Annotated in this window: 20 protein-coding genes; 8 read left to right on the top strand and 12 right to left on the bottom strand. The window is 73.5% G+C overall.

The features are described from left to right. Nucleotides 1-30 precede the first annotated feature (30 nt). Complete coding sequence (locus AC51EU_RS06515; protein WP_496265697.1) at nucleotides 31-804, top strand: SDR family NAD(P)-dependent oxidoreductase; 774 nt, start codon at nucleotides 31-33, stop codon at nucleotides 802-804. Between the two features lie 59 nt (nucleotides 805-863). Here the strand turns inward: AC51EU_RS06515 and AC51EU_RS06510 are convergent, their stop codons facing one another. Next, entirely contained in the window at nucleotides 864-2837 is a 1974-nt protein-coding gene (locus AC51EU_RS06510; RefSeq protein WP_496265696.1) for a DUF2264 domain-containing protein, read from the bottom strand. Nucleotides 2838-3004: 167 nt separating this feature from the next. Between AC51EU_RS06510 and AC51EU_RS06505 the strand changes: the two genes are divergently transcribed. Together AC51EU_RS06505 and AC51EU_RS06500 are read left to right on the top strand one after the other, a co-directional pair. After that, nucleotides 3005-4045, top strand: a complete 1041-nt coding sequence (locus tag AC51EU_RS06505) for a hydroxyacid dehydrogenase (protein WP_496265695.1) — start codon at nucleotides 3005-3007, stop codon at nucleotides 4043-4045. Nucleotides 4046-4103: 58 nt separating this feature from the next. Continuing rightward, entirely contained in the window at nucleotides 4104-5219 is a 1116-nt protein-coding gene (locus tag AC51EU_RS06500) for a DUF5954 family protein (protein ID WP_496265694.1), read from the top strand. Nucleotides 5220-5370: 151 nt separating this feature from the next. On the opposite strand, the gene AC51EU_RS06495 is transcribed toward AC51EU_RS06500, so the two are convergent. After that, the gene (locus AC51EU_RS06495) at nucleotides 5371-6129 is read right to left on the bottom strand and encodes a GntR family transcriptional regulator (protein WP_496265693.1); all 759 of its coding nucleotides are present in this window, start codon (nucleotides 6127-6129) and stop codon (nucleotides 5371-5373) included. A gap of 552 nt (nucleotides 6130-6681) precedes the next feature. On the opposite strand from AC51EU_RS06495, the gene AC51EU_RS06490 reads away from it, so the two are divergent. Both AC51EU_RS06490 and AC51EU_RS06485 read left to right on the top strand, forming a co-directional pair. Continuing rightward, nucleotides 6682-6903 carry a hypothetical protein gene (locus AC51EU_RS06490; protein WP_496265692.1) on the top strand — a complete coding sequence of 74 codons (222 nt, stop codon included), beginning with the start codon at nucleotides 6682-6684 and terminating at the stop codon, nucleotides 6901-6903. After that, on the top strand, nucleotides 6864-7031 hold the full coding sequence (locus tag AC51EU_RS06485) for a hypothetical protein (RefSeq protein ID WP_496265691.1): 168 nt from the start codon (nucleotides 6864-6866) through the stop codon (nucleotides 7029-7031). Before AC51EU_RS06490 ends, AC51EU_RS06485 begins: the two co-directional genes overlap by 40 nt. A gap of 132 nt (nucleotides 7032-7163) precedes the next feature. Here AC51EU_RS06485 and groL read toward each other — a convergent pair whose 3' ends face one another. Continuing rightward, nucleotides 7164-8789, bottom strand: coding sequence for a chaperonin GroEL (gene groL / locus AC51EU_RS06480; protein WP_496265690.1), 1626 nt, complete (start codon nucleotides 8787-8789; stop codon nucleotides 7164-7166). 94 nt (nucleotides 8790-8883) lie between these two features. Further along, a complete protein-coding gene (gene groES, locus AC51EU_RS06475) occupies nucleotides 8884-9192 on the bottom strand; it encodes a co-chaperone GroES (RefSeq protein WP_496265689.1) in 309 nt (102 codons plus the stop codon). A gap of 472 nt (nucleotides 9193-9664) precedes the next feature. Between groES and AC51EU_RS06470 the strand changes: the two genes are divergently transcribed. Beyond that, the gene (locus tag AC51EU_RS06470; protein WP_496265707.1) at nucleotides 9665-11089 is read left to right on the top strand and encodes an FtsW/RodA/SpoVE family cell cycle protein; all 1425 of its coding nucleotides are present in this window, start codon (nucleotides 9665-9667) and stop codon (nucleotides 11087-11089) included. An 84-nt stretch (nucleotides 11090-11173) separates the two neighbouring features. Next, nucleotides 11174-12382, top strand: a complete 1209-nt coding sequence (locus AC51EU_RS06465; protein ID WP_496265706.1) for a THUMP-like domain-containing protein — start codon at nucleotides 11174-11176, stop codon at nucleotides 12380-12382. Here AC51EU_RS06465 and AC51EU_RS06460 read toward each other — a convergent pair whose 3' ends face one another. The 4 genes from AC51EU_RS06460 to tsaB form a co-directional block, all read right to left on the bottom strand. After that, nucleotides 12383-12748 (bottom strand): hypothetical protein, encoded by a 366-nt coding sequence (locus AC51EU_RS06460; RefSeq protein WP_496265688.1) that lies wholly within the window; start codon nucleotides 12746-12748, stop codon nucleotides 12383-12385. Nucleotides 12749-12835: 87 nt separating this feature from the next. Further along, nucleotides 12836-13933 (bottom strand): tRNA (adenosine(37)-N6)-threonylcarbamoyltransferase complex transferase subunit TsaD, encoded by a 1098-nt coding sequence (gene tsaD / locus AC51EU_RS06455; protein ID WP_496265687.1) that lies wholly within the window; start codon nucleotides 13931-13933, stop codon nucleotides 12836-12838. Then, complete coding sequence (gene rimI, locus AC51EU_RS06450; RefSeq protein ID WP_496265686.1) at nucleotides 13926-14480, bottom strand: ribosomal protein S18-alanine N-acetyltransferase; 555 nt, start codon at nucleotides 14478-14480, stop codon at nucleotides 13926-13928. Before rimI ends, tsaD begins: the two co-directional genes overlap by 8 nt. Continuing rightward, a complete protein-coding gene (gene tsaB / locus AC51EU_RS06445) occupies nucleotides 14477-15136 on the bottom strand; it encodes a tRNA (adenosine(37)-N6)-threonylcarbamoyltransferase complex dimerization subunit type 1 TsaB (protein ID WP_496265685.1) in 660 nt (219 codons plus the stop codon). Before tsaB ends, rimI begins: the two co-directional genes overlap by 4 nt. Nucleotides 15137-15259: 123 nt before the next feature. Between tsaB and AC51EU_RS06440 the strand changes: the two genes are divergently transcribed. Further along, nucleotides 15260-15817 carry a hypothetical protein gene (locus tag AC51EU_RS06440; RefSeq protein WP_496265684.1) on the top strand — a complete coding sequence of 186 codons (558 nt, stop codon included), beginning with the start codon at nucleotides 15260-15262 and terminating at the stop codon, nucleotides 15815-15817. 89 nt (nucleotides 15818-15906) lie between these two features. Here AC51EU_RS06440 and AC51EU_RS06435 read toward each other — a convergent pair whose 3' ends face one another. The 4 genes from AC51EU_RS06435 to alr form a co-directional block, all read right to left on the bottom strand. After that, on the bottom strand, nucleotides 15907-16107 hold the full coding sequence (locus AC51EU_RS06435; protein WP_496265683.1) for a hypothetical protein: 201 nt from the start codon (nucleotides 16105-16107) through the stop codon (nucleotides 15907-15909). A gap of 207 nt (nucleotides 16108-16314) precedes the next feature. Beyond that, complete coding sequence (gene tsaE, locus AC51EU_RS06430; protein ID WP_496265682.1) at nucleotides 16315-16857, bottom strand: tRNA (adenosine(37)-N6)-threonylcarbamoyltransferase complex ATPase subunit type 1 TsaE; 543 nt, start codon at nucleotides 16855-16857, stop codon at nucleotides 16315-16317. Between the two features lie 31 nt (nucleotides 16858-16888). After that, complete coding sequence (locus AC51EU_RS06425) at nucleotides 16889-18109, bottom strand: alpha/beta fold hydrolase (protein WP_496265681.1); 1221 nt, start codon at nucleotides 18107-18109, stop codon at nucleotides 16889-16891. Further along, nucleotides 18106-19175, bottom strand: a 1070-nt coding sequence (alr, locus tag AC51EU_RS06420) for an alanine racemase (RefSeq protein ID WP_496265680.1), incomplete at its 5' end; no start/stop codon positions are given. The genes alr and AC51EU_RS06425, both read right to left, overlap by 4 nt.

The following is a 19175-nucleotide window of genomic DNA, read 5'->3' as shown; positions in this document are numbered from 1 at the left end:
TGTCATGCTCCGGGCGGATAGCGTTCCGGTATGACGACTGCATTGATCACGGGAGCGACCGCGGGCATCGGGGCGGCCTTCGCCCGTCGGCTGGCCGGTGACGGCCACAACCTGGTCCTGGTGGCGCGCGACGAGAAGCGGCTGAACGAGCAGGCGACCGAACTCCACGACCGGCACGGCATCGAGGCGGAGGTGCTGAGCGCCGACCTGGCGACCGACGAGGGGATCACCGCCGTCGAGACCCGGCTCGGCGACCGCAAGCACCCGGTGGACCTGCTGGTCAACAACGCGGGCTTCGGCAACAAGGGCGAGTACCTCGACGTGCCGATGGCCGACGAGCTGAAGATGCTGAAGGTGCACTGCGAGGCGGTGCTGCGGCTGACCACCACCGCGGTGCGCGGGATGCGGGACCGGCGGCGCGGCGCGGTGGTCAATGTCGCGTCGGTGGCGGCGTTCGTGCCGCGCGGGACGTACGGGGCCTCCAAGGCGTGGGTGGTGCAGTTCACCCAGGGCGCCGCGCGGGACCTGGCGGGCAGCGGGGTGCGCCTGATGGCCCTGTGCCCCGGTTTCGTGCGGACCGAGTTCCACGAGCGGGCCGGGATGGGCACCGACAACATCCCCGGCTGGCTGTGGCTGGACGCCGACAAGCTGGTGGACGCCGCGATGAAGGACCTGGTCCGCGGCAAGTCGCTGTCCATCCCCGACCCGCGCTACAAGGCGCTGATGGGCGCCGTGAAGCTGGCGCCGCGCGGTGTGCTCGGGGGGCTGACCTCGCGGACCGGCCGGAAGTACGGGCCGCGCTGACGCGGACGACGGCGGGGGCCGGGTGCGGCGGGGGCCGGGTGCGGCCCCCGCCGTCGTGCTCAGGGCAGCGGGACCCGGGTCGTCCTGCCGTCGGACCAGACGATCCGTACGGCCTCGTCCTCCAGGTCCACCTCCGCGAGGGCGTCGGCGGGCGCCGGGTCCGCGTCGCCGGTCAGCGAGGCCAGCGCGGCGAAGACGGCGCGGCCCGCGGGGACGGTGCCCTCCAGGACGGCCGTACGGGTGACGGGCCCGTACGGGGTGTCGCCGGTCTCCTCGGTGCGGGCCGGGCCGTCGTAGCCGTGCACCGGGTGGAGCTGGGCGGTGGGCCCGTCGGGTGTGACGGCCCAGCCCGTCTGGCGGACGGGGGTGCCGGGCGCGGCGCCGGTGACGACGTGGACGCGGAGTTCGGCCCGGCCGTGCACCACGGTGAGGGAGCGGACCTCGACGCCGTCGAGCGCGCCGCCGTCGGCGCGCAGCGGGGTGTGGACGGAGGCCGCCCAGTCGGGGCCGTCGCCGTGCGGCGCGGCGGCGCCCCGGGTGGTGGGCAGGCCGTCGACGAGCAGCGCGAAGTGGTTGTCGGTGAGCGCCGCGGGGTCGCCGCCGGGGGCGGGGCGGAGGCCGGACCCGGGGTTGGCGGTGGCCCCCGGAGAGGTCTCCGCCATCTCCGGCGGGACCGGGCCGGAGAGTGGGCCGGGCACGGGCGCCGTCGGGCCGGTGCGGGTGGAGTAGGCGAAGCGGGTGTAGTACGGGTCGGGGACCGGCCACGGCGGGGTGCTGCCGTGGTTGTGGACGCGGACCAGGCCGTCGGAGGCGGTGGACTGGAGCAGCAGCCCGGTCGGTCCCAGCGGGAGGGCCGCGTCGGCGGTCTCGGCGGGGACCGCCTCCTCCGGGTCGGTCCAGGCCGGGTGGTCGGCGGGCAGCAGCAGTCCCGCGAAGCCCTTGGACGCCCAGTAGGGCGACGCCGGTCCCGAGTAGATCTGGACGAGGGGTTCGTACGGGCCGTACCAGCCGAGCGGCAGCAGGCCGTCGGCGGTGACCGCGCCCCGGTCGAGGAAGTGGCGCAGCGCCCCGGAGGCGAGGCGGCGGGTGGCGCCCGGGGTGAGGGGGGTGTGGCCGGTGAGCGCGCCGATCCAGGGGGCCGCCGCCGCGGCGAAGCGGTAGGTGAGGGAGCGGCCGAAGGGCAGCGGGGCGCCGTTGGCGTCGAAGAGGCGGGAGAAGTGGGCGAGGTGGTCGTGGAGGCGGGCGCCGAGCCGGGCGAGCAGGGCGGTGTCGCCCGCGAGATGGGCGTGCAGCAGGGGGTAGAAGTGCAGGGCCCAGCCGTTGTAGTGGTCGAAGGAGCGGTTGGGGCCGTCGCTGTACCAGCCGTCGCCGCGGTACCACTCCTCGACGTGCTCCAGCGCCCGCTCCACGGCGAGCCGGCTGCGGTCCGTCTCGATGCCGACATCGCCGAGGAAGCCGCCGACGGTGAGGCCGAACAGCCACCAGTTGTTGTCCATCGGGGACGGGCCGAGGGCGGGCATCAGCCACTCGGCGATCCGGGCGCGGACCCCGTCGTCGAGCCGGTCCCACAGCACCTCACGGGTCAGCCGCAGCCCCAGCGCCACCGACGCGGACTCCACGAACGCCTGCCGTACGGCGTCGATCCGCGGCCAGGAGTCGGGGCTGTCCGCCGTCAGCTGCCCGTCGGCGACCGGCGCTGCCGTGCCGGACGCCAGGCCCTCGGCGTAGCGGTCGAGGACGCCGCCGGTGTCGCGCCCGCCGTCGCCCGCGACCCGGAAGGCGGCGAGCAGGAACGTCCGCGCGAACCCTTCGAGGCCGTCGGAGCGGGTCCCGGAGACGCTGGGGCGGGCGCCGGGAAGGCTGATCAGGCCCTGGCGCGGGGAGGCGTGGGCGGCGGTGGCGCGCAGCAGGCCGTCGGCCGCGGCCTCCCAGTGGGCGCGGGTCCAACCGGTGTACGGGCTGAGCACCCGGTCCTCCGGCGGCAGCGCGAAGGGGTACGTCCCCGGGCCGGGAGACGGTACGGACGCGGTCATGGCTTCCCCCCTGGAGTGTGGGCGTACGGGCGGGGGACCGGAGACGGCCCTCGCACAAATGATCACCCTGCCCGTGTCAACACGGCGTAAATCCTTCGGTGTTGACTTCACCCGGGAGTGGTCCGACGATCGGCGCACCCGGCGACCGCGAAGGAGGCCGTGTCCCGATGTGCCCCGCCCCCGTCCCGCCGCCGTCCCGGCCCCGGCTGCTGCTGGCCATGGGCCCTGGTGTCGCCGAACGCCTGCTGGCCCCGCGGCACCTCGCCCGGCTCACCGCCCTCACCCGTACTGACCCTTCCCTCGTCGCGCACGATCTGGCCGATTCCCGCCCCCCAGTGGCCGAAGCACTGTCCCGGGCCGAGGTGCTGCTCACCTGCTGGGGCGCCCCGCGGCTGACCGCCCGCGCGCTGGACTCGGCGCCCGCCCTGCGGGCCGTCGTCCACGCCGCCGGCTCCGTCAAGGGGCTGCTGGGGCGCGCCTGCTGGGAGCGCGGCATCGCCGTCGCCTCCGCCGCGGCCGTCAACGCGGTACCGGTCGCCGAGTACACGCTCGCCGCGATCCTCTTCGCCCACAAGCGTGTGCTGCACGCCGCGCACCGCCACCGCGCCCTGCGCGCCCCCCGTGACTGGCTCTACGAGATGGAGGCCGGCGCGGGCAACTTCCGCCGCACCGTCGGCGTCGTCGGCGCCTCCCGCACCGGCCGCCGGGTCATCGAGCTGCTGCGCCCCTTCGACCTGCGGGTACTGCTGCACGACCCGTACGTCGACGCGGCCGAGGCGGCCCGCCTCGGGGTGCGGACCGTCCCCCTCGACACCCTCTGCGCGCACAGCGACACCGTCACCCTGCACGCGCCCCAACTGCCCGCCACCCACCGGCTGCTCGGCGCCCGTCAGCTCGCGCTGCTCCCCGACGGGGCGACCGTCGTCAACACGGCGCGCGGCTCGCTCATCGACCATCCGGCACTCCTCGCCGAGCTGCTGACCGGCCGGCTCAACGCCGTCCTCGACGTCACCGAACCCGAGCCCCCGCCACCCGACTCACCGCTGTACGACCTGCCGAACGTGCTGCTGACACCGCATGTCGCCGGGTCCCTCGGCGGTGAACTGCACCGCCTCGCCGACGCCGCCCTCGACGAGATCGAACGCTGTGCCCGCGGCCTGCCGTTCGCCGCTCCCGTCCTTCCGGAGGACCTGGACCACTCCGCCTGACGGCAATGAATACGTGAAATCCGCTGCGCGCGACCCGCACACCGAGCACGGTGAGTACATGAGCAGTTACGAGGACAGCATCCCCGCCTATCTCTCCATCCGCATCGGCCTCCAGGACAACCCCGTCGCGGCGCTCGCGGACCGGGAGGCGTGGGAGGCCAGGGAACGCTACCCGGACCTGATGGGCGTGGGACTGCCGGAGTTCTTCCACACACGGGAGTGCGAGACGGGCGGCTGGGAGCTGTCCGCGTACAGCACCGACACCCCGCAGGGCGCCCGGGACAGCCTCGGCTCCGAGTTCCGGCGGCGCGCCCAGAAGGCCCGCGAGGCCGGGGACGAGAAGGCGCGGCGCAAGTGGATGGCCGCCGCCGGACGCATGGACCGGGAGGTCGTCGACGAACTGACCGTCCTGGGCAACCGGTTCCGCATCGCGCGGGCGTCCCGCTTCATCCGGATGGGCAGCAGCGGCCCCGAGCCGCCGCGCCCCTCCGACCCGGACCCGGGCGAGGTCGGCGAGGCGTACCGCCTGCCGTCCCGCACCAAGGGCCTGGTCATCGACCCGTACACCAGCACCGGCCTGTCCGACGGCATCCTCAAGTTCGACCTCGTCCAGTTCGTGGGCGCCGCCTCCGGCGCGCCCGCCGAGATGAAGGAGGACGCCCGGCGCGCCTGCCTCACCCATCCGGGCGGCGTGCTGCTCCCCGCCGTCTTCCTCGTCGCCGAACGGGTCGACGGGAAGTGGCGGGCGCACGACCCGGGCGCCTCGCACTGGACCCCGCAGGACGCCCGGGACTCGCTGGCCCGGTGGCTGCGGGTGATGGCCCCGTTCACCCTCGACCTCGGCCCCGAGGAACGCGCGGAGTACGCCCGGGTCGCCGACCGCCTCGACGAGAAGCGCAACAACACCGCGACCTGCGCCGGCGTCCGCTACCGCATCACCCGCGCCGAGCGGCTGATCCGCATCGGCCCGGACGGCCCCGAGGGCCCCCGCCCCTCCGACTTCGACCCCGAGCCACCGGTCGAGGTACAGGCCCGCCAGCTCAAGGAACAGGGCCTGTGGCGCGACGAGGACGAGCCGATCGAACTGGACGAACGGGCCGAGAAGCTGCGCCGCCTGTGGGAGGAGGAGGAAGAACGCTGGGCCGCGGCCCGCGCGAAGGCGAAGCGGAAGTAGGGCCGACGGCGGGGGCCCCGGCCTTCCCGCAGCGTCCGGCCCGTCCCCGGTACGGCCGAGGCCCGGCCTCCGCGTGGTGCGGGGGTCGGGCCTCCGTTCTGCCGGGCGGGCGCAGATGCCGTGACGGCAAGCGCGGCACCACCCACCACCGTTACGCCTCGAAGTCGTATTCGAGCACGTACGCGGCCGAGTCCAGGATCATCTCGTTCACCTCGACGGGGCGACCACCGTCCGCGAAAGCGGTGCGGACAATGATGATCACCGGCGTGCCCGCACTGAGGCACAGCCGGTCCGCCTCGTCCCGGGACGGCATCCGGCTGCGGATCTCCTCCCGGAAGTGCACGGGTTTGCATCCCAGTTCGGCCAAGCGGGCGTAGATGCCACCGGGACCGGTGTCCTCCTGGGCGATCTCCGAACCTGCCACCAGAGCGGCCGGCAGATAGCTCGTGGCCAGCAGCACCGGCTTGCCGTCGAGGACGAACCGGCGGCTGCGCACGCACACCGCCTCGCGCGGGCCGATCCCCAGCACGTCCGCGACGGCCACGGGCGCCGCCGCCTCGCCGACGACGACCTGATCGACGACCAGATCCCGCTCGCCGGCATCGGCCGACCAGATGGACCGGCCCTCTCCCCACTGCTCCCGCGCGAGTCGCTGGACACCACGCCGCCGCAACGGCCGGAAGTCGCGGACGAAGACGCCCGCACCCTTGCGCGACTCCGCGACTCCCTCGTTCCGCAGGACGCCCAGTGCCTGCCGAGCAGTCATCCGGGCGACTTGATATGTGGCCATGAGGTCGTTCTCGCCGGGAAGTCGATCGCCGGGGCCGTAGTCGCCGGCCCTGACCGCCTCCTTCAGCGCCTCAGCAATGCGCTGGTATTTCGGCTGACGGCCGTTGCCCTTGGCGGCCATACGCCCTCCTTCCTGATCTCTGGACACCCTAGACCGCCTGTTCGCCCGCGCAGCAGGTACTCACCTTTATGGACGACATCTCTAGAGAAACATTGCCATCTCTAGAGATGTTGCGCTTCACTTGGCCGCAGACGGCACCCGGCATCGGACCGAGGCGCCGAACCGGCACGTTCACCGACGCACAAAAGGGCCCGTCTGGCGCCACCCCGAGGCGAGGGCCTTCCACCGCACGGAGGTTGACGACTTGCTTCGCATCATCCGAACGATCTTCGAAATGCTGCTTGCCCAGCTGCTACCCGCCCAGGGCTGTCACCGGGCCGCAGGCCCGCGACCCGTTGGACGCCACGCGGGCGCGCCGACCGCGCGTCCGGCGTTCGCGCCCGACCCCGCACCGCAAAGCAAGGGAGTCCCCTTGGTACGTCCCTACGTCCTCACGTCCCCGGAACGGCAGGAACGCGGCATGCGGCAGGCACGGCGGCGCGAACTGCGGTCAGCGGCTCACGGCGTCGCCGCCGGACCGAACCTGCTCCGCGAAATGGCGGTGGCCGCCCGATGACCCCCATGAACCGTGCGCGGCTGCTGCCGTGGACCAGCTCCGACGGGAAGCCGTGCTACCTCATCGGCGGCACCGGGACCGGGCGCGTCTCCCGGCTCGCCGACCGGATGGAGGCGGAGCAGATGAAGTCGGCGGCCGCCCTTATCGAGGAAGCCCGCCGTACTCTCGCCTCCTGCGCGTGGACGCCGGTGAAATCCACCTGCTGGCCCACGACTTGAACGGCGCTCTGACCGACGTGCACCGGGTGTCGGAGAGCCGGGGCGCCCGCTTGCAGCAGTTGGCGGACGACCTCGACGCGGAGGACGAGGACGGCGGCGGCGGGGACGGCGCTTCGCCCACCGCATAGCGCGAGGCAGGGCGACAACCGGTCACACAGCCCCCGGCCGCCCGTCCCCGGATATGGCCGAGGCCCGGCCCCCGCGTGGTGCGGGGACCGGGCCTCGTGCGGCGCTACCGGCGCGGCCGGTGGAGGGCCTGCTCAGTGGGCGTGGCCGTGGCCGTGGCCGGCCTCGGCGGGCTCCTCCTCGGCGGGCTTCTCGACGACCAGGGTCTCGGTCGTCAGCAGCAGCGAGGCGATGGAGGCGGCGTTCTCCAGGGCGGAGCGGGTGACCTTGACCGGGTCGATGACGCCGGCCTTGACCAGGTCGCCGTACTCGCCGGTGGCGGCGTTGAAGCCCTGGCCCTTGTCCTGCTCGGCGACCTTGGCGGTGATCACGTAGCCCTCCAGGCCCGCGTTCTCCGCGATCCAGCGCAGCGGCTCGACGGCGGCGCGGCGGACGACGGCGACACCGGTGGCCTCGTCGCCCTCCTTGCCCAGGTTGCCGTCCAGCACCTTGACGGCGTGGACCAGCGCGGAGCCACCACCGGAGACGATGCCCTCCTCGACCGCGGCGCGGGTCGCGGAGATGGCGTCCTCCAGACGGTGCTTCTTCTCCTTGAGCTCGACCTCGGTGGCCGCGCCCACACGGATGACGCAGACGCCACCGGCGAGCTTGGCGAGGCGCTCCTGGAGCTTCTCGCGGTCCCAGTCGGAGTCCGTGGTCTCGATCTCGGACTTGATCTGCGCGACGCGGCCCGCGACGTCCTCGGACTTGCCGCCACCGTCGACGATGGTGGTGTCGTCCTTGGTGACGGTCACACGGCGGGCGGTGCCCAGCACGTCCAGACCGGCCTGGTCGAGCTTGAGGCCGACCTCCTCGGCGATGACGGTGGCGCCGGTGAGGGTGGCCATGTCCTGGAGCATCGCCTTGCGGCGGTCACCGAAGCCGGGGGCCTTGACGGCCACCGCGTTGAAGGTGCCGCGGATCTTGTTGACGACCAGGGTCGACAGGGCCTCGCCCTCGACGTCCTCGGCGATGATCAGCAGCGGCTTGGAGCCACCGGCCTGGATGACCTTCTCCAGCAGCGGCAGCAGGTCCTGGATCGCGGCGATCTTGCCCTGGTGGATGAGGATGTACGGGTCCTCCAGGACGGCCTCCATCCGCTCCTGGTCGGTGACCATGTACGGGGAGAGGTAGCCCTTGTCGAAGGCCATGCCCTCGGTGAAGTCCAGCTCCAGACCGAAGGTGTTGGACTCCTCGACGGTGATGACACCGTCCTTGCCGACCTTGTCCATCGCCTCGGCGATCAGCTCGCCGACCTGCTTGTCCTGGGCGGACAGGGCGGCGACGGCCGCGATGTCGGACTTCTCCTCGATCGGGCGGGCGGTGGCGATCAGGTCGTCGGAGACGGCCTTGACCGCGGCGTCGATGCCCTTCTTCAGGGCGGCGGGGGAGGCGCCGGCGGCGACGTTGCGCAGGCCCTCGCGGACCAGCGCCTGGGCCAGCACGGTGGCGGTGGTGGTGCCGTCACCCGCGATGTCGTTGGTCTTGGTCGCCACCTCCTTGACGAGCTGGGCGCCCAGGTTCTCGTACGGGTCGTCGACCTCGACCTCGCGGGCGATCGTGACACCGTCGTTGGTGATGGTCGGCGCGCCGAACTTCTTGTCGATGACGACGTTGCGGCCCTTGGGGCCGATGGTGACCTTGACCGTGTCGGCAAGCTTGTTGACGCCGCGCTCAAGGGCGCGACGGGCGTCCTCGTCGAACTTCAGGATCTTCGCCATGGGGTGTTTCAAGTCCTCTCGACGAACTGCGCCCCGGCGCCCGGTTGTTCAGACACGGGAGGCCGGGGCGCAGATCAGAAAAAGCTGGGGTGAATTACTTCTCGACGATCGCGAGCACGTCGCGGGCCGAGAGAACGAGGTAGTCCTCGTTGTTGTACTTCACCTCGGTGCCGCCGTACTTGCTGTAGAGCACGACGTCGCCGACGTTCACGTCGAGCTCGACGCGCTTGCCGTCCTCGACGCGGCCCGGACCGACGGCCAGGACGACGCCCTCCTGGGGCTTCTCCTTGGCGGTGTCCGGAATGACCAGGCCCGAAGCCGTGGTCTGCTCGGCGTCGAGCGGCTGGACCACAATGCGGTCCTCGAGCGGCTTGATGGCAACCTTGGAGCTGGCGGTCGTCACGATCCGACCTCCCCCTTCGGAGATCTCACGGGGTTAACTGTCTGAGGTGGCGACCAGGTCGATCCGTCGTCGCGGGTGCCGGACCTGCCCGTCGCTGTGTTTGGCACTCCCCGGTGGAGAGTGCCAACGCCGAGACTATGACGCGGTTAGCACTCGGTCAAGCGGAGTGCCAGTCGAGCCGCGACGAATCCGCTCCCCCGCCCTTCCCGTCCGCACCGGGCCCGCACACCTGCCCCACACGATCCGCACACCAGTCGGAAAAACGGCCCGCTGACATGTCGTCTCGGCCACATCCGCCCCTCCCCTTGCAACCCTGCCCCCACCCCGGTCGTCTCCCCCTTCGACTGTGAGCCGACGTCCGGGCCCGCCCCGTCGGGTCCGCCGACCGACGAAACGATGGCGGAGGACCCCCGTGCAAGGACTGAGCCACGCCCGCACGGCAGGCGGGGAGGAGAACGACGCCGAGCGCACGATGAGCTTCGAGGCGCTGTCCCAGGCCCCGGACCGCCGCAGGACCGAGGCATGGCTCCTCGCCCTCGTCACCGTGATCACGATCTTCGGCTACGCGTACACCGGCCTGTCGATGAAGGGCCGGCTGCCCGACGGCCTGGCGGGCTTCGCCCTCTCCATGGCCTGTGTGGCGCTGGTGCCGCACCTGGTCGTCCGCCGCTTCGCGCCCCGCGCCGACCCGCTGATCCTGCCGCTGGCCACCCTGCTGACCGGGCTCGGGCTCGTCCTGATGCACCGCCTCGACATCACCTACATCGACAAACCGTTCCTCAAACAGCAACCCGCGGCGAGCGGGCAGCTGGTGTGGACGGTCATCGGGGTCGCGGTCTGCATCGGCATCCTCATCGTGCTGCGCGACCACCGGACGCTCCAGCGCTACATCTATCTGACGATGGCCGTCGCCCTGGTCCTGCTGATCGCCCCGGTCTTCTCCCGCGCGGACACCTACGGCGCCAAGCGGTGGATCTTCCTGGGGCCGATGTCGCTCCAGCCCGGCGAGTTCGTGAAGATCATGATCGCGGTGTTCTTCGCGGGCTATCTGACCGTCAACAAGGACGCGCTCGCGCTGATCGGCCGCCGCTTCATGGGCGTCCAGCTCCCGCCCGGCCGCCAGCTCGGCCCGATCTTCACCATCTGGGTCATCAGCCTCCTGGTGCTGGTCTTCGAACGCGACCTGGGCACCTCGCTGATCTTCTTCGGCGTCTTCGTGATGATGCTGTACGTGGCGACCCGGCGGACCGGCTGGGTGGTGTGCGGCCTGCTGATGGCCGTCGTCGGCGCGGGCGTCGTCGGCACCCTCGAACCCCATGTCCACGGCCGGGTCACCGCCTGGCTCGACCCGATGCGGGCGTTCACCAAGGAGGGCGTCGCGGAGGGGATGTCCGACCAGCTGGGCCAAGCCCTCTTCAGCTTCGGCAGCGGCGGCATCAGCGGCACCGGCCTCGGCCAGGGCCACCCCGAGCTGATCGGCTTCGCTGGCAACAGCGACTTCATCCTCACCACCGTCGGCGAGGAACTGGGGCTGGCCGGTGTGATGGCCGTCCTCCTGCTCTACGCCCTGCTCGGCCAGCGCGGGCTGCGGGCCGGGATGGCCGCCCGCGACCCCTTCGGCAAGCTCCTCGCCGTCGGCCTCGCGGGCGCCCTGCTGCTCCAGGTCTTCGTCGTCTCCGGCGGCGTCACCGGCCTCATCCCCCTCACCGGCAAGGCCCTGCCGTTCCTCGCCAAGGGCGGCTCGTCCCTCGTCGCCAACTGGGGCATGATCGCCATCCTGCTCCGCATCAGCGACAGCGCCCAGCGCCGCCGCGAACCGGTCGGCGCCTCCTCCGGACGGGGCCGGCGCGGGCGGCGCCGCCGCGGGGCGCCCGACAGCGACGGCACCGAGGAGTAGGGACCGCCGCTCCGGGGCGGGCGGGGTTTGAGCGACAGGCCCCGGCCCGGTCCGCGGTGCGCCGCCCGGGGCCGGGCGGGGATGATGGGCCGGGTGACCGATCTCGACGCCTTCACCGCACTGCTCACCCCCGAGGGCCAGGAGCTGCTGGACGCGCTCCGCGACCACGACCCGGCCGACGAACTGGCCACCGCGACCCGGCTGCGCCGCGACCACCCCGCGCCCCTGGTGTCCGCGGCCCTCGGGCAGGCGCGGCTGCGGCAGCGGGCCGCCGCCAAGTTCGGCGCGGACGCCGGGCGCATGTACTTCACGCCCAACGGCGTCGAGCAGTCCACCCGTACGGCCGTCGCCGAGCACCGCGCCGCCCGGCTCGCCGCGATGGGCGTCCGTACGCTGGCCGACCTGTGCTGCGGCATCGGCGGCGACGCGCTCGCGCTGGCCCGCGCCGGGATCTCCGTACTCGCCGTCGACAAGGACCCGCTGGCCTGCGCGGCGGCGCGGGCCAACGCCGAGGCGCTGGGGCTCGACGGGCTGATCGAGGTGCGCTGCGCGGACGTGACGGACGTGGACACGGCCGGGTACGACGCGGTGTTCGCCGACCCGGCGCGCCGGACCAAGGCCCGGGGCGGCCGGATCTTCGACCCCGAGGCGTACGCGCCGCCGCTGTCCTGGGCCGTCGAGGCGGCGCGCTCGGCGCCCTGCGCCGCGCTGAAGATCGCGCCCGGGGTGCCGCACGAGGCGCTGCCCGAGGACGCCGAGACGGAGTGGATCTCCGACGGCGGGGACGTGAAGGAGGCCGTGGTGTGGTTCGGCGGCGCTGAGCGGGGCCTGCGGCCCGGCGGGCGGCGCGCCACCCTGCTGCCGTCGGGCGCGTCCCTGCTCGGCGCCGGGCTGCCGGACCCGGAGCCCGGCCCGGTCGGCGGCTGGCTGTACGAGCCGGACGGCGCCGTCATCCGCGCCCATCTGGTCGCCGATGTCGCCCGGGAGACCGGCGGCCGGCTGATCGACCCGACGATCGCCTACCTGACCTCGGACACGCTCGTGGAGACGCCGTACGCCACCGCCTACGCGATCACGGACGTTCTGCCGTTCCACGTGAAACGTCTGCGGGCGCTGCTGCGCGAGCGTGGCGTCGGCGTCGCGGTGATCAAGAAGCGGGGTTCGGCGGTCGAACCGGAGGAGCTGCGCAAGAAGCTCAAGCTCTCCGGACCGCACGGCTGCACCGTCTTCCTCACCCGCGTCGCGGGCGCCCCGGCGATGCTGCTGGGGCACCCGGCGGGCGGGACGCGCTGATCAGGCCCGGTCGGTGAGGTCCTCGGCGTAGACCTGGGAGAGCGGCTGGGGGCCGACGTACTGCTGGCAGGTGCACTGCCGGGCCTCGTACCGCTCCGGCTGCCGGTCGGCGCCCCAGGCGACCGGCACCTGGGTCATCTCGTGGCACTTGCCCTGCTTGTCGTGCTTGGCGAGGTGGTGGTCGCAGCCGCACACGGGCTCCGGCGGTTTGCCGGCCTCGGCCAGTTCCTTACGTTCCCGGCGGGCGGATTCCAGGCGTTCCATCTTCCGCTCGTGCCGGGTGCGCAGCGCCGTCCGGGCGGTGTCGGCGGCCTTCGTGAAGCCGCCCGCCAGGAAGAAGATGAGAACCCACCAGTACCAGTTCACGGTCAACCGCCTCCCCGTACGCGCTCCGTGCCGTGGGCCCCAGGGTAAGTGCTGGGGCCACGCGCCGGCTCGGGAGTGGGGCGGTGCTCAGCCGTAGAGGTTCTGGCGGCTCAGCTCGTGGACGTGGTCGTGGTGGTGGTGCGTGCCGGGGACGTGCGGCTCGGTGACCGGGAGGGACGAGTCGGCGGGCAGGTCCCAGGAGGACGCGGCGCGGTTGCGGGCGACCATCTCGGCGCCGAGGGCGGCGACCATCGCGCCGTTGTCGGTGCACAGCTTGGGACGCGGCACCCGCAGGGTGATCCCGGCGTCCTCGCAGCGCCGCTCGGCCATCGCCCGCAGCCGGGAGTTGGCCGCGACCCCGCCGCCGATCATGAGGTGGTCCACGCCGTGGTCCTTGCAGGCGCGGACGGCCTTGCGGGTGAGGACGTCCACCACGGCCTCCTGGAAGGAGGCGGAGACATCGGCGACCGGGACGTCCTCGCCGGCCGTGCGCTTGGCCTCGATCCAGCGGGCCACCGCGGTCTTGAGGCCGGAGAAGGAGAAGTCGTAGGGCGCGTCGCGGGGGCCGGTCAGTCCGCGCGGGAAGCGGATGGCGTCCGGGTCGCCCTCGCGGGCCCAGCGGTCGATGACCGGGCCGCCGGGGAAGCCGAGGTTGAGGACGCGGGCCACCTTGTCGAACGCCTCGCCCGCCGCGTCGTCGATGGTCGCGCCCAGCGGGCGGACGTCGGCGGTGATGTCCGGGGCGAGCAGCAGGGAGGAGTGGCCGCCGGAGACCAGCAGGGCCATCGTCGGCTCGGGGAGCGCGCCGTGTTCGAGCTGGTCGACGCAGATGTGCGAGGCGAGGTGGTTGACGCCGTAGAGCGGCTTGCCGAGGGCGTAGGCGTACGCCTTGGCCGCCGAGACGCCGACCAGCAGGGCGCCCGCCAGGCCGGGGCCCGCGGTGACGGCGATGCCGTCCAGGTCGCGGGCCGAGACTCCGGCCTCCTTCAGGGCCCGCTGGATGGTGGGGACCATCGCCTCCAGGTGGGCGCGGGAGGCGACCTCGGGCACCACGCCGCCGAAGCGGGCGTGTTCCTCGACGCTGGAGGCGACCGCGTCGGCGAGGAGGGTGTGCCCGCGGACGATGCCGACACCGGTCTCGTCGCAGGAGGTCTCGATGCCGAGGACGAGCGGTTCGTCAGCCATGGGTCGGTGTTCCTTGTGCGAGAGGGTCGGACGGTTCACAGGGGGCGGTGGTCAGCCGCATGACGAGGGCGTCGACGTTGCCGGGCTGGTAGTAGCCGCGGCGGACGCCGATCGGCTCGAAGCCGAAGCGGGCGTAGAGGCGCTGGGCGCGGACGTTGTCGACGCGGACCTCCAGCAGCACCTCGCGGCACTCGAAGGCGGTGGCGGCCGACAGCAGCTCGGTCAGCAGCCGGGAGCCGAGGCCGCTGCCCCACTGGTCGCGTGCGGTGGCGATGGTCTGGACGTCGCCGGTGCCGCCGACGGCGGCGAGTCCGGCGTAGCCGACGAGGCGGCCGTCGCGTTCGGCGACGACATAGCGGCGGTTGGCGCCGGAGCCGCGGGCGTGTGCCAGCTCGGACCAGAACATGCCGGCCGACCAGGCGTCCTCGGGGAACAGCTCGCGCTCCAGCTCCAGCACGGCGTCCAGGTCCCACCAGCGCATCTCGCGCAGCGTCACGTCACCGGCGCCGTGCGCGCCGGCCGGCTGTCCGTGGGCGGCGGCCGTCACCGGGGGGTGACCACCTTGTAGTTGGCGGGGACCTGCGCGTCGGGGCGGCGCAGGTACAGCGGCCGGTCGGGCAGGAACTCCTCGCCCGCGGCGAGCTTCGCGGCGGCGAGCGAGGCGAGGGCGGCGGCCGACTGGTGCTCGGGGCCGTCCCGGAGGACGCCGGTGAACACCGTGTCGTACAGCAGCGCGCCCGCGCCCACGGCCGGCACCCCGGCCATCTCGGTGGCGAGGTCGGCGGGACGGTCGACGGCCGGTTCGGTGATCCTGGTGCGGGCGTCGGCGTAGCGCGCCCAGTAGACCTCCTTGCGGCGGGCGTCGGTGGCCACCACGAAGGGCTCGTCCAGACCCGTCGCGTACGCGAGGCCGTCGAGCGAGCACAGGCCGCGGACGGGGACGTCGAGGGCGGCCCCGAACGTCGCCGCGGTCACCAGGCCGACGCGCAGGCCGGTGTAGGGGCCGGGCCCGACGCCGACCACGATGTCGCTGACCTCGTCGAGCGCGCGTCCGGCCTCGGCCAGTACCCGGTCGACGGCGGGCAGCAGCAGTTCGCCGTGCCGCCGGGCGTCCACCTGGGAGGAGGCGGCGAGGACCCGGGAGCCGTCGTGCAGGGCGACGGTGACGGCGGGGGTGGCGGTGTCAAGAGCTAGCAGCAGCACGCCTCAAGCCTACGGCTCGGCGGACGGTGCCCTGTCCGGTGCTACGGTCGGCGCGTAATCAGCCAATACGACCGCCGGGACGCGGCGTCGGGTCCGCACGAAAGACGGAGGGGTGGCACCACGGTGGCCTCCAGGAGCAGCTTGATCGTCACCGCGCTCACCGCGGGAGCCGTCATCGCGGTCGGTGTGCTGGGCTACCAGGCCGCGGCGTCCGCGCCGGCGTCGCTCGCCGAGCACCGCAAGGGCGGGCACAACGCGCCGAAGGAGCCGTCCGCGAAGCCGAAGCCGCGCCCTGCGCCGCCCGCGGTCCCCGAGGCGTCCGGCACCGGCACCCGGGTCGTCTACGCGCTCGGCGCCCAGCGGGTCTGGCTGGTCGGCGCGGACGAGAAGGCCGTCCGGACGTTCTCGGTGACGCCGAGCACGGTCAGCCCGCCGATGGGGACGTACGCGGTCACCTCGCGGTCGGTGAGCGTCACCGGCTCGGACGGGGTCGCGATCGAGCACGTGGTGCGGTTCACCAGCGTCGACGGGGTGGTGATCGGCTTCAGCGCGGCGGTGGACGGGTCGAAGCCGAAGGCGGACCCGGCGCAGAAGACGGGCGGCATCCGGGAGTCGCGCGAGGACGGCGCGGCCCTGTGGGACTTCGCGTTGCAGGGGACGAAGGTCGTGGTCGTCGCCTGAGAGGGCGGCGTCGGGGGCGGCTCGCGCAGGGCCGTTCCCGGCGTGCGGCGGTGGGACCGTCCGGCGGTCCCCGTCGTCCGCCGTACGGGCTATGCCGCGTCGCGCTCCTCCGCCGACGGGGGCGCGGGCGTGTCCGTCCCGGTGACGGGGCGGGCGGCGGGTGGCGTGGGCGGGGTGGAGACGGCGCTGGCCGCGGCGCAGGCGGCGAGCAGTTGGTTCATGGTCGGCTGCTGCCTCGGCGCGTCCTGCTCATCGCGCCGGGCCGTGTCGGCTGCGGGCTGGTGGGCCATGGACGCCTCCCGGGCTCCTGGGGCGAGCGACGGAAGCGACGCGCCGGCCACGCGGGGCCGGGCCGGAACTTAGGCGTACCTCACTTCCGTCCGTCCTCCCATGTCACCATGCGCGGCACCGCCCGCGCAACACGTTACCGACAGCTTGTCGGAAAGTCGGGACGGAAGGGACCATGGAGGCGGCGCGGTTTCCCCGGAACGTGCGGGTCAGTCCACCGTCAGGCCGGTCAGATCGGCGTCCGCCCAGCGCGCGCCGATGCCGGTGACCGTCACCTCACGCACATCGGCCACCTCCGTCCCGTAGATGTCGTCGTCGGTGGCGGGGGCCGGGGCGTGCGCCCCCATCGCGCGCCCGATCACCACGTGCAGCCGGTCGTCCGACAGCTCCTCGACCTTGCCGTCACCCCACTCGACGACCACCACCGACTCCGGCAGCGACACATCGAGGTCGAGGTCCTCCATCTCGTCCAGACCGCCGCCGAGCCGGTACGCGTCGACGTGCACCAGCGCGGGGCCGCCGGTCAGCGAGGGGTGCACCCGGGCGATGACGAAGGTCGGGGAGGTCACCGCGCCCCGCACGCCCAGGCCCTCCCCCAGGCCGCGGGTCAGCGTCGTCTTGCCCGCGCCCAGTTCACCGGTGAGCAGCACCAGATCGCCGGGGCGCAGCAGCGCCGCGAGTCTGCGACCCAACTCCTGCATCCGGTCGGGCGACTTGACGGTGACATGGGTGGTGGTGCCGGTGGTGCTCATGCCGCACATGGTACGGGCCGGGGCCGGGCGGTCACGCCCGCTTCGTCCGGGAACGCCGGGACGCCGCCACCGCCCGTTCCAGCAGCACCACCAGTCGCTCGGTGACCAGCTCCGGCCGCTCCAGCATCACCATGTGCCCGGCGCCCGGGATGCGCAGCAGCTCGGCGGAGGGCAGCAGCTCGGCGATCGCCTGGCTGTGGTCGGCCGGGGTGATCAGGTCCTCCTCACCGGCCAGGACCAGGGCGGGCGTGGTGTCGTACGCGACCAGGGAAGCGGCCTTGTCGTGGGTGGCGAACGCCGGGAAGAACTCGGCGACCACATCGATCGGCGTCGACTCGATCAGCCGTTCCGCGAACCGCGCCACCCCGGCGTCGACCTCGTGCGGCGTACCGAACGAGTAGCGCTTGATGATCCCGGCGAAGAGGTCCGCGGTGGCCCGCCGCCCGCGCTCGACCAGTTCGTGCTGGGCGCCCAGGGCCCGCAGGACGCCCGGCGCGACGCGGTGGAAGACCTTGCCACCCAGCGACGGCAGCCCGAAGGCGACCTCGCTGAGCTTGCCCGCCGAGGTGCCGATCAACGCGATGCCGATCACGCGTTCCGCGACGTACTCGGGGAACTGGTCGGCCAGCGCCATCACCGTCATCCCGCCCATGGAGTGCCCGACCAGCACGATCGGGCCCTCGGGGACCGCCGCGTCCAGCACCGTGCGCAGGTCACGGCCGAGCAGGTCGATGGTGACGGGGACCGTGCCGTCGGTCTGGGAGCGGCCGCGTTCGGAGCGGCCGTGGCTGCGCTGGTCCCAGTGGACGGTGCGGACGGCGCCGCGCAGGGAGGCACGCTGGAAGTGCCAGGCGTCCTGGTTGAGGCAGTAGCCGTGGCTGAAGACCAGGGTGGGGGCCCGGCCGCGCCCGCGGGCGGCGGCCAGCCGCGCGGCGATCTCCCCGTCACCGTCGCTGCGGGGCCGGTGCTCGTGGGGCTCGTCGACCTCGTAGTACAGCTCGGTGCCGTCCTCGGCGACGACGGTGGCGGGGGTGCCGCGCACCGTGCCGTACGGGCCGGCGGCGTCCAGTTCCAGCCGCGCCTGGCGGCGCATCCCGCGCCCCACCGTGGCCCGCTCCATGGCGACGCCCGCGGCGGCCCCGGCGGCCAGCATCCCCACCAGGGCCCCGGCGATACCGGCCTGCCGGCCCGCCCGCCGGCCCTTGGCCGCCGCCTCCGCGGCCCGCGCCGCGATCTCCTCGCCCTCATTCATCCTGTTCCCCCTTGGTCCTCCTGGCCGGGCGCGCCGCCCTCGGGGGCGCTGTCCACATGGACGCGCGGGACGCGCTTCCCGATCCGGGTGACGATCTCGTAGGCGATGGTTCCGGCCGCCCGCGCCCAGTCCTCGGCGGTCGGCTCACCGTCGTCGCCGGGCCCGAACAGCACCGCGCGGTCCCCGGCGCGGGCGTCGTCGCCGCCGAGGTCGACGACGAACTGGTCCATGGCGATCCGCCCCGCGACGGTCCGCAGCTTGCCGCCGACCAGCACCGGCGCGGCGCCGGAGGCGTGACGCGGGATGCCGTCGGCGTACCCGAGGGGCACCAGCGCCAGGGTGGTCTCCCCGGGGGTCGTGTAGTGGTGCCCGTAGGAGACGCCGTGGTTCCCGGGGACGTGCTTGACCGACGCCAGCCACGCCTCCAGCGTCATCGCCGGGCGCAGCCCGAAGTCCGCCGCCGCGCCGATCTCGGGCGCGGGCGAGACACCGTAGACCCCGATACCGGAACGGACGAGGTCGAAGTGGGCCTCGGGGAGGGTGAGCAGCGCGGGGGTGTTGGCGATGTGCCGCACCTCGGGGCGCAGGCCGGCGGCCTCGGCGCCCGCCAGTGCCTCGTGGAACGCGGTGAGCTGGGCGGCGATCGAGGGGTGGCCGGGCTCGTCGGCGCAGGCGAAGTGCGACCAGACGCCGGTGACGGTGAGCAGGCCGTCGTTCTCGGCGGCGCGGGCGGCGGCGGTCAGTTCCGGCCAGTCGGCGGGCTGGCAGCCGTTGCGGCCGAGGCCGGTGTCGGCCTTGAGCTGGACGCGGGCGGGCCGGCCGGCCTCCCGTGCGGCGGCGCACACCTCACGCAGTGCCCACATGCCGCTGACCGAGACGTCGATGTCCTGCTCTATCGCGCGCCGCCAGGGCCCGCCCGGTGTCCACAGCCAGCACATCAGCCGGCCGGTGTCGCCCGCGGCGCGCAGCGCCAGCGCCTCCTCGGGCAGGGCCGTGCCGAGCCAGGCGGCACCGGCCTCGCGGGCGGCGCGCGCGCACCGCACCGCGCCGTGGCCGTAGGCGTCCG

It is taken from the genome of Candidatus Streptomyces philanthi, from assembly GCF_059553635.1.
The sequence above is the reverse complement of the archived record's forward strand: the minus strand, read 5'-3'. Positions and strand labels throughout refer to the sequence as shown.

Excerpts from the sequence above, each read along its gene's own strand:
- AC51EU_RS06515 (WP_496265697.1), top strand. The coding sequence starts at position 31 with ATGACGACTGCATTGATCACGGGAGCGACCGCGGGCATCGGGGCGGCC.
- AC51EU_RS06510 (WP_496265696.1), bottom strand. The coding sequence starts at position 2,837 with ATGACCGCGTCCGTACCGTCTCCCGGCCCGGGGACGTACCCCTTCGCG.
- AC51EU_RS06505 (WP_496265695.1), top strand. The coding sequence starts at position 3,005 with ATGTGCCCCGCCCCCGTCCCGCCGCCGTCCCGGCCCCGGCTGCTGCTG.
- AC51EU_RS06500 (WP_496265694.1), top strand. The coding sequence starts at position 4,104 with ATGAGCAGTTACGAGGACAGCATCCCCGCCTATCTCTCCATCCGCATC.
- AC51EU_RS06495 (WP_496265693.1), bottom strand. The coding sequence starts at position 6,129 with ATGGCCGCCAAGGGCAACGGCCGTCAGCCGAAATACCAGCGCATTGCT.
- AC51EU_RS06490 (WP_496265692.1), top strand. The coding sequence starts at position 6,682 with ATGACCCCCATGAACCGTGCGCGGCTGCTGCCGTGGACCAGCTCCGAC.
- groL (WP_496265690.1), bottom strand. The coding sequence starts at position 8,789 with ATGGCGAAGATCCTGAAGTTCGACGAGGACGCCCGTCGCGCCCTTGAG.
- AC51EU_RS06470 (WP_496265707.1), top strand. The coding sequence starts at position 9,665 with ATGAGCTTCGAGGCGCTGTCCCAGGCCCCGGACCGCCGCAGGACCGAG.
- AC51EU_RS06465 (WP_496265706.1), top strand. The coding sequence starts at position 11,174 with ATGGGCCGGGTGACCGATCTCGACGCCTTCACCGCACTGCTCACCCCC.
- tsaD (WP_496265687.1), bottom strand. The coding sequence starts at position 13,933 with ATGGCTGACGAACCGCTCGTCCTCGGCATCGAGACCTCCTGCGACGAG.
- AC51EU_RS06435 (WP_496265683.1), bottom strand. The coding sequence starts at position 16,107 with ATGGCCCACCAGCCCGCAGCCGACACGGCCCGGCGCGATGAGCAGGAC.
- tsaE (WP_496265682.1), bottom strand. The coding sequence starts at position 16,857 with ATGAGCACCACCGGCACCACCACCCATGTCACCGTCAAGTCGCCCGAC.
- AC51EU_RS06425 (WP_496265681.1), bottom strand. The coding sequence starts at position 18,109 with ATGAATGAGGGCGAGGAGATCGCGGCGCGGGCCGCGGAGGCGGCGGCC.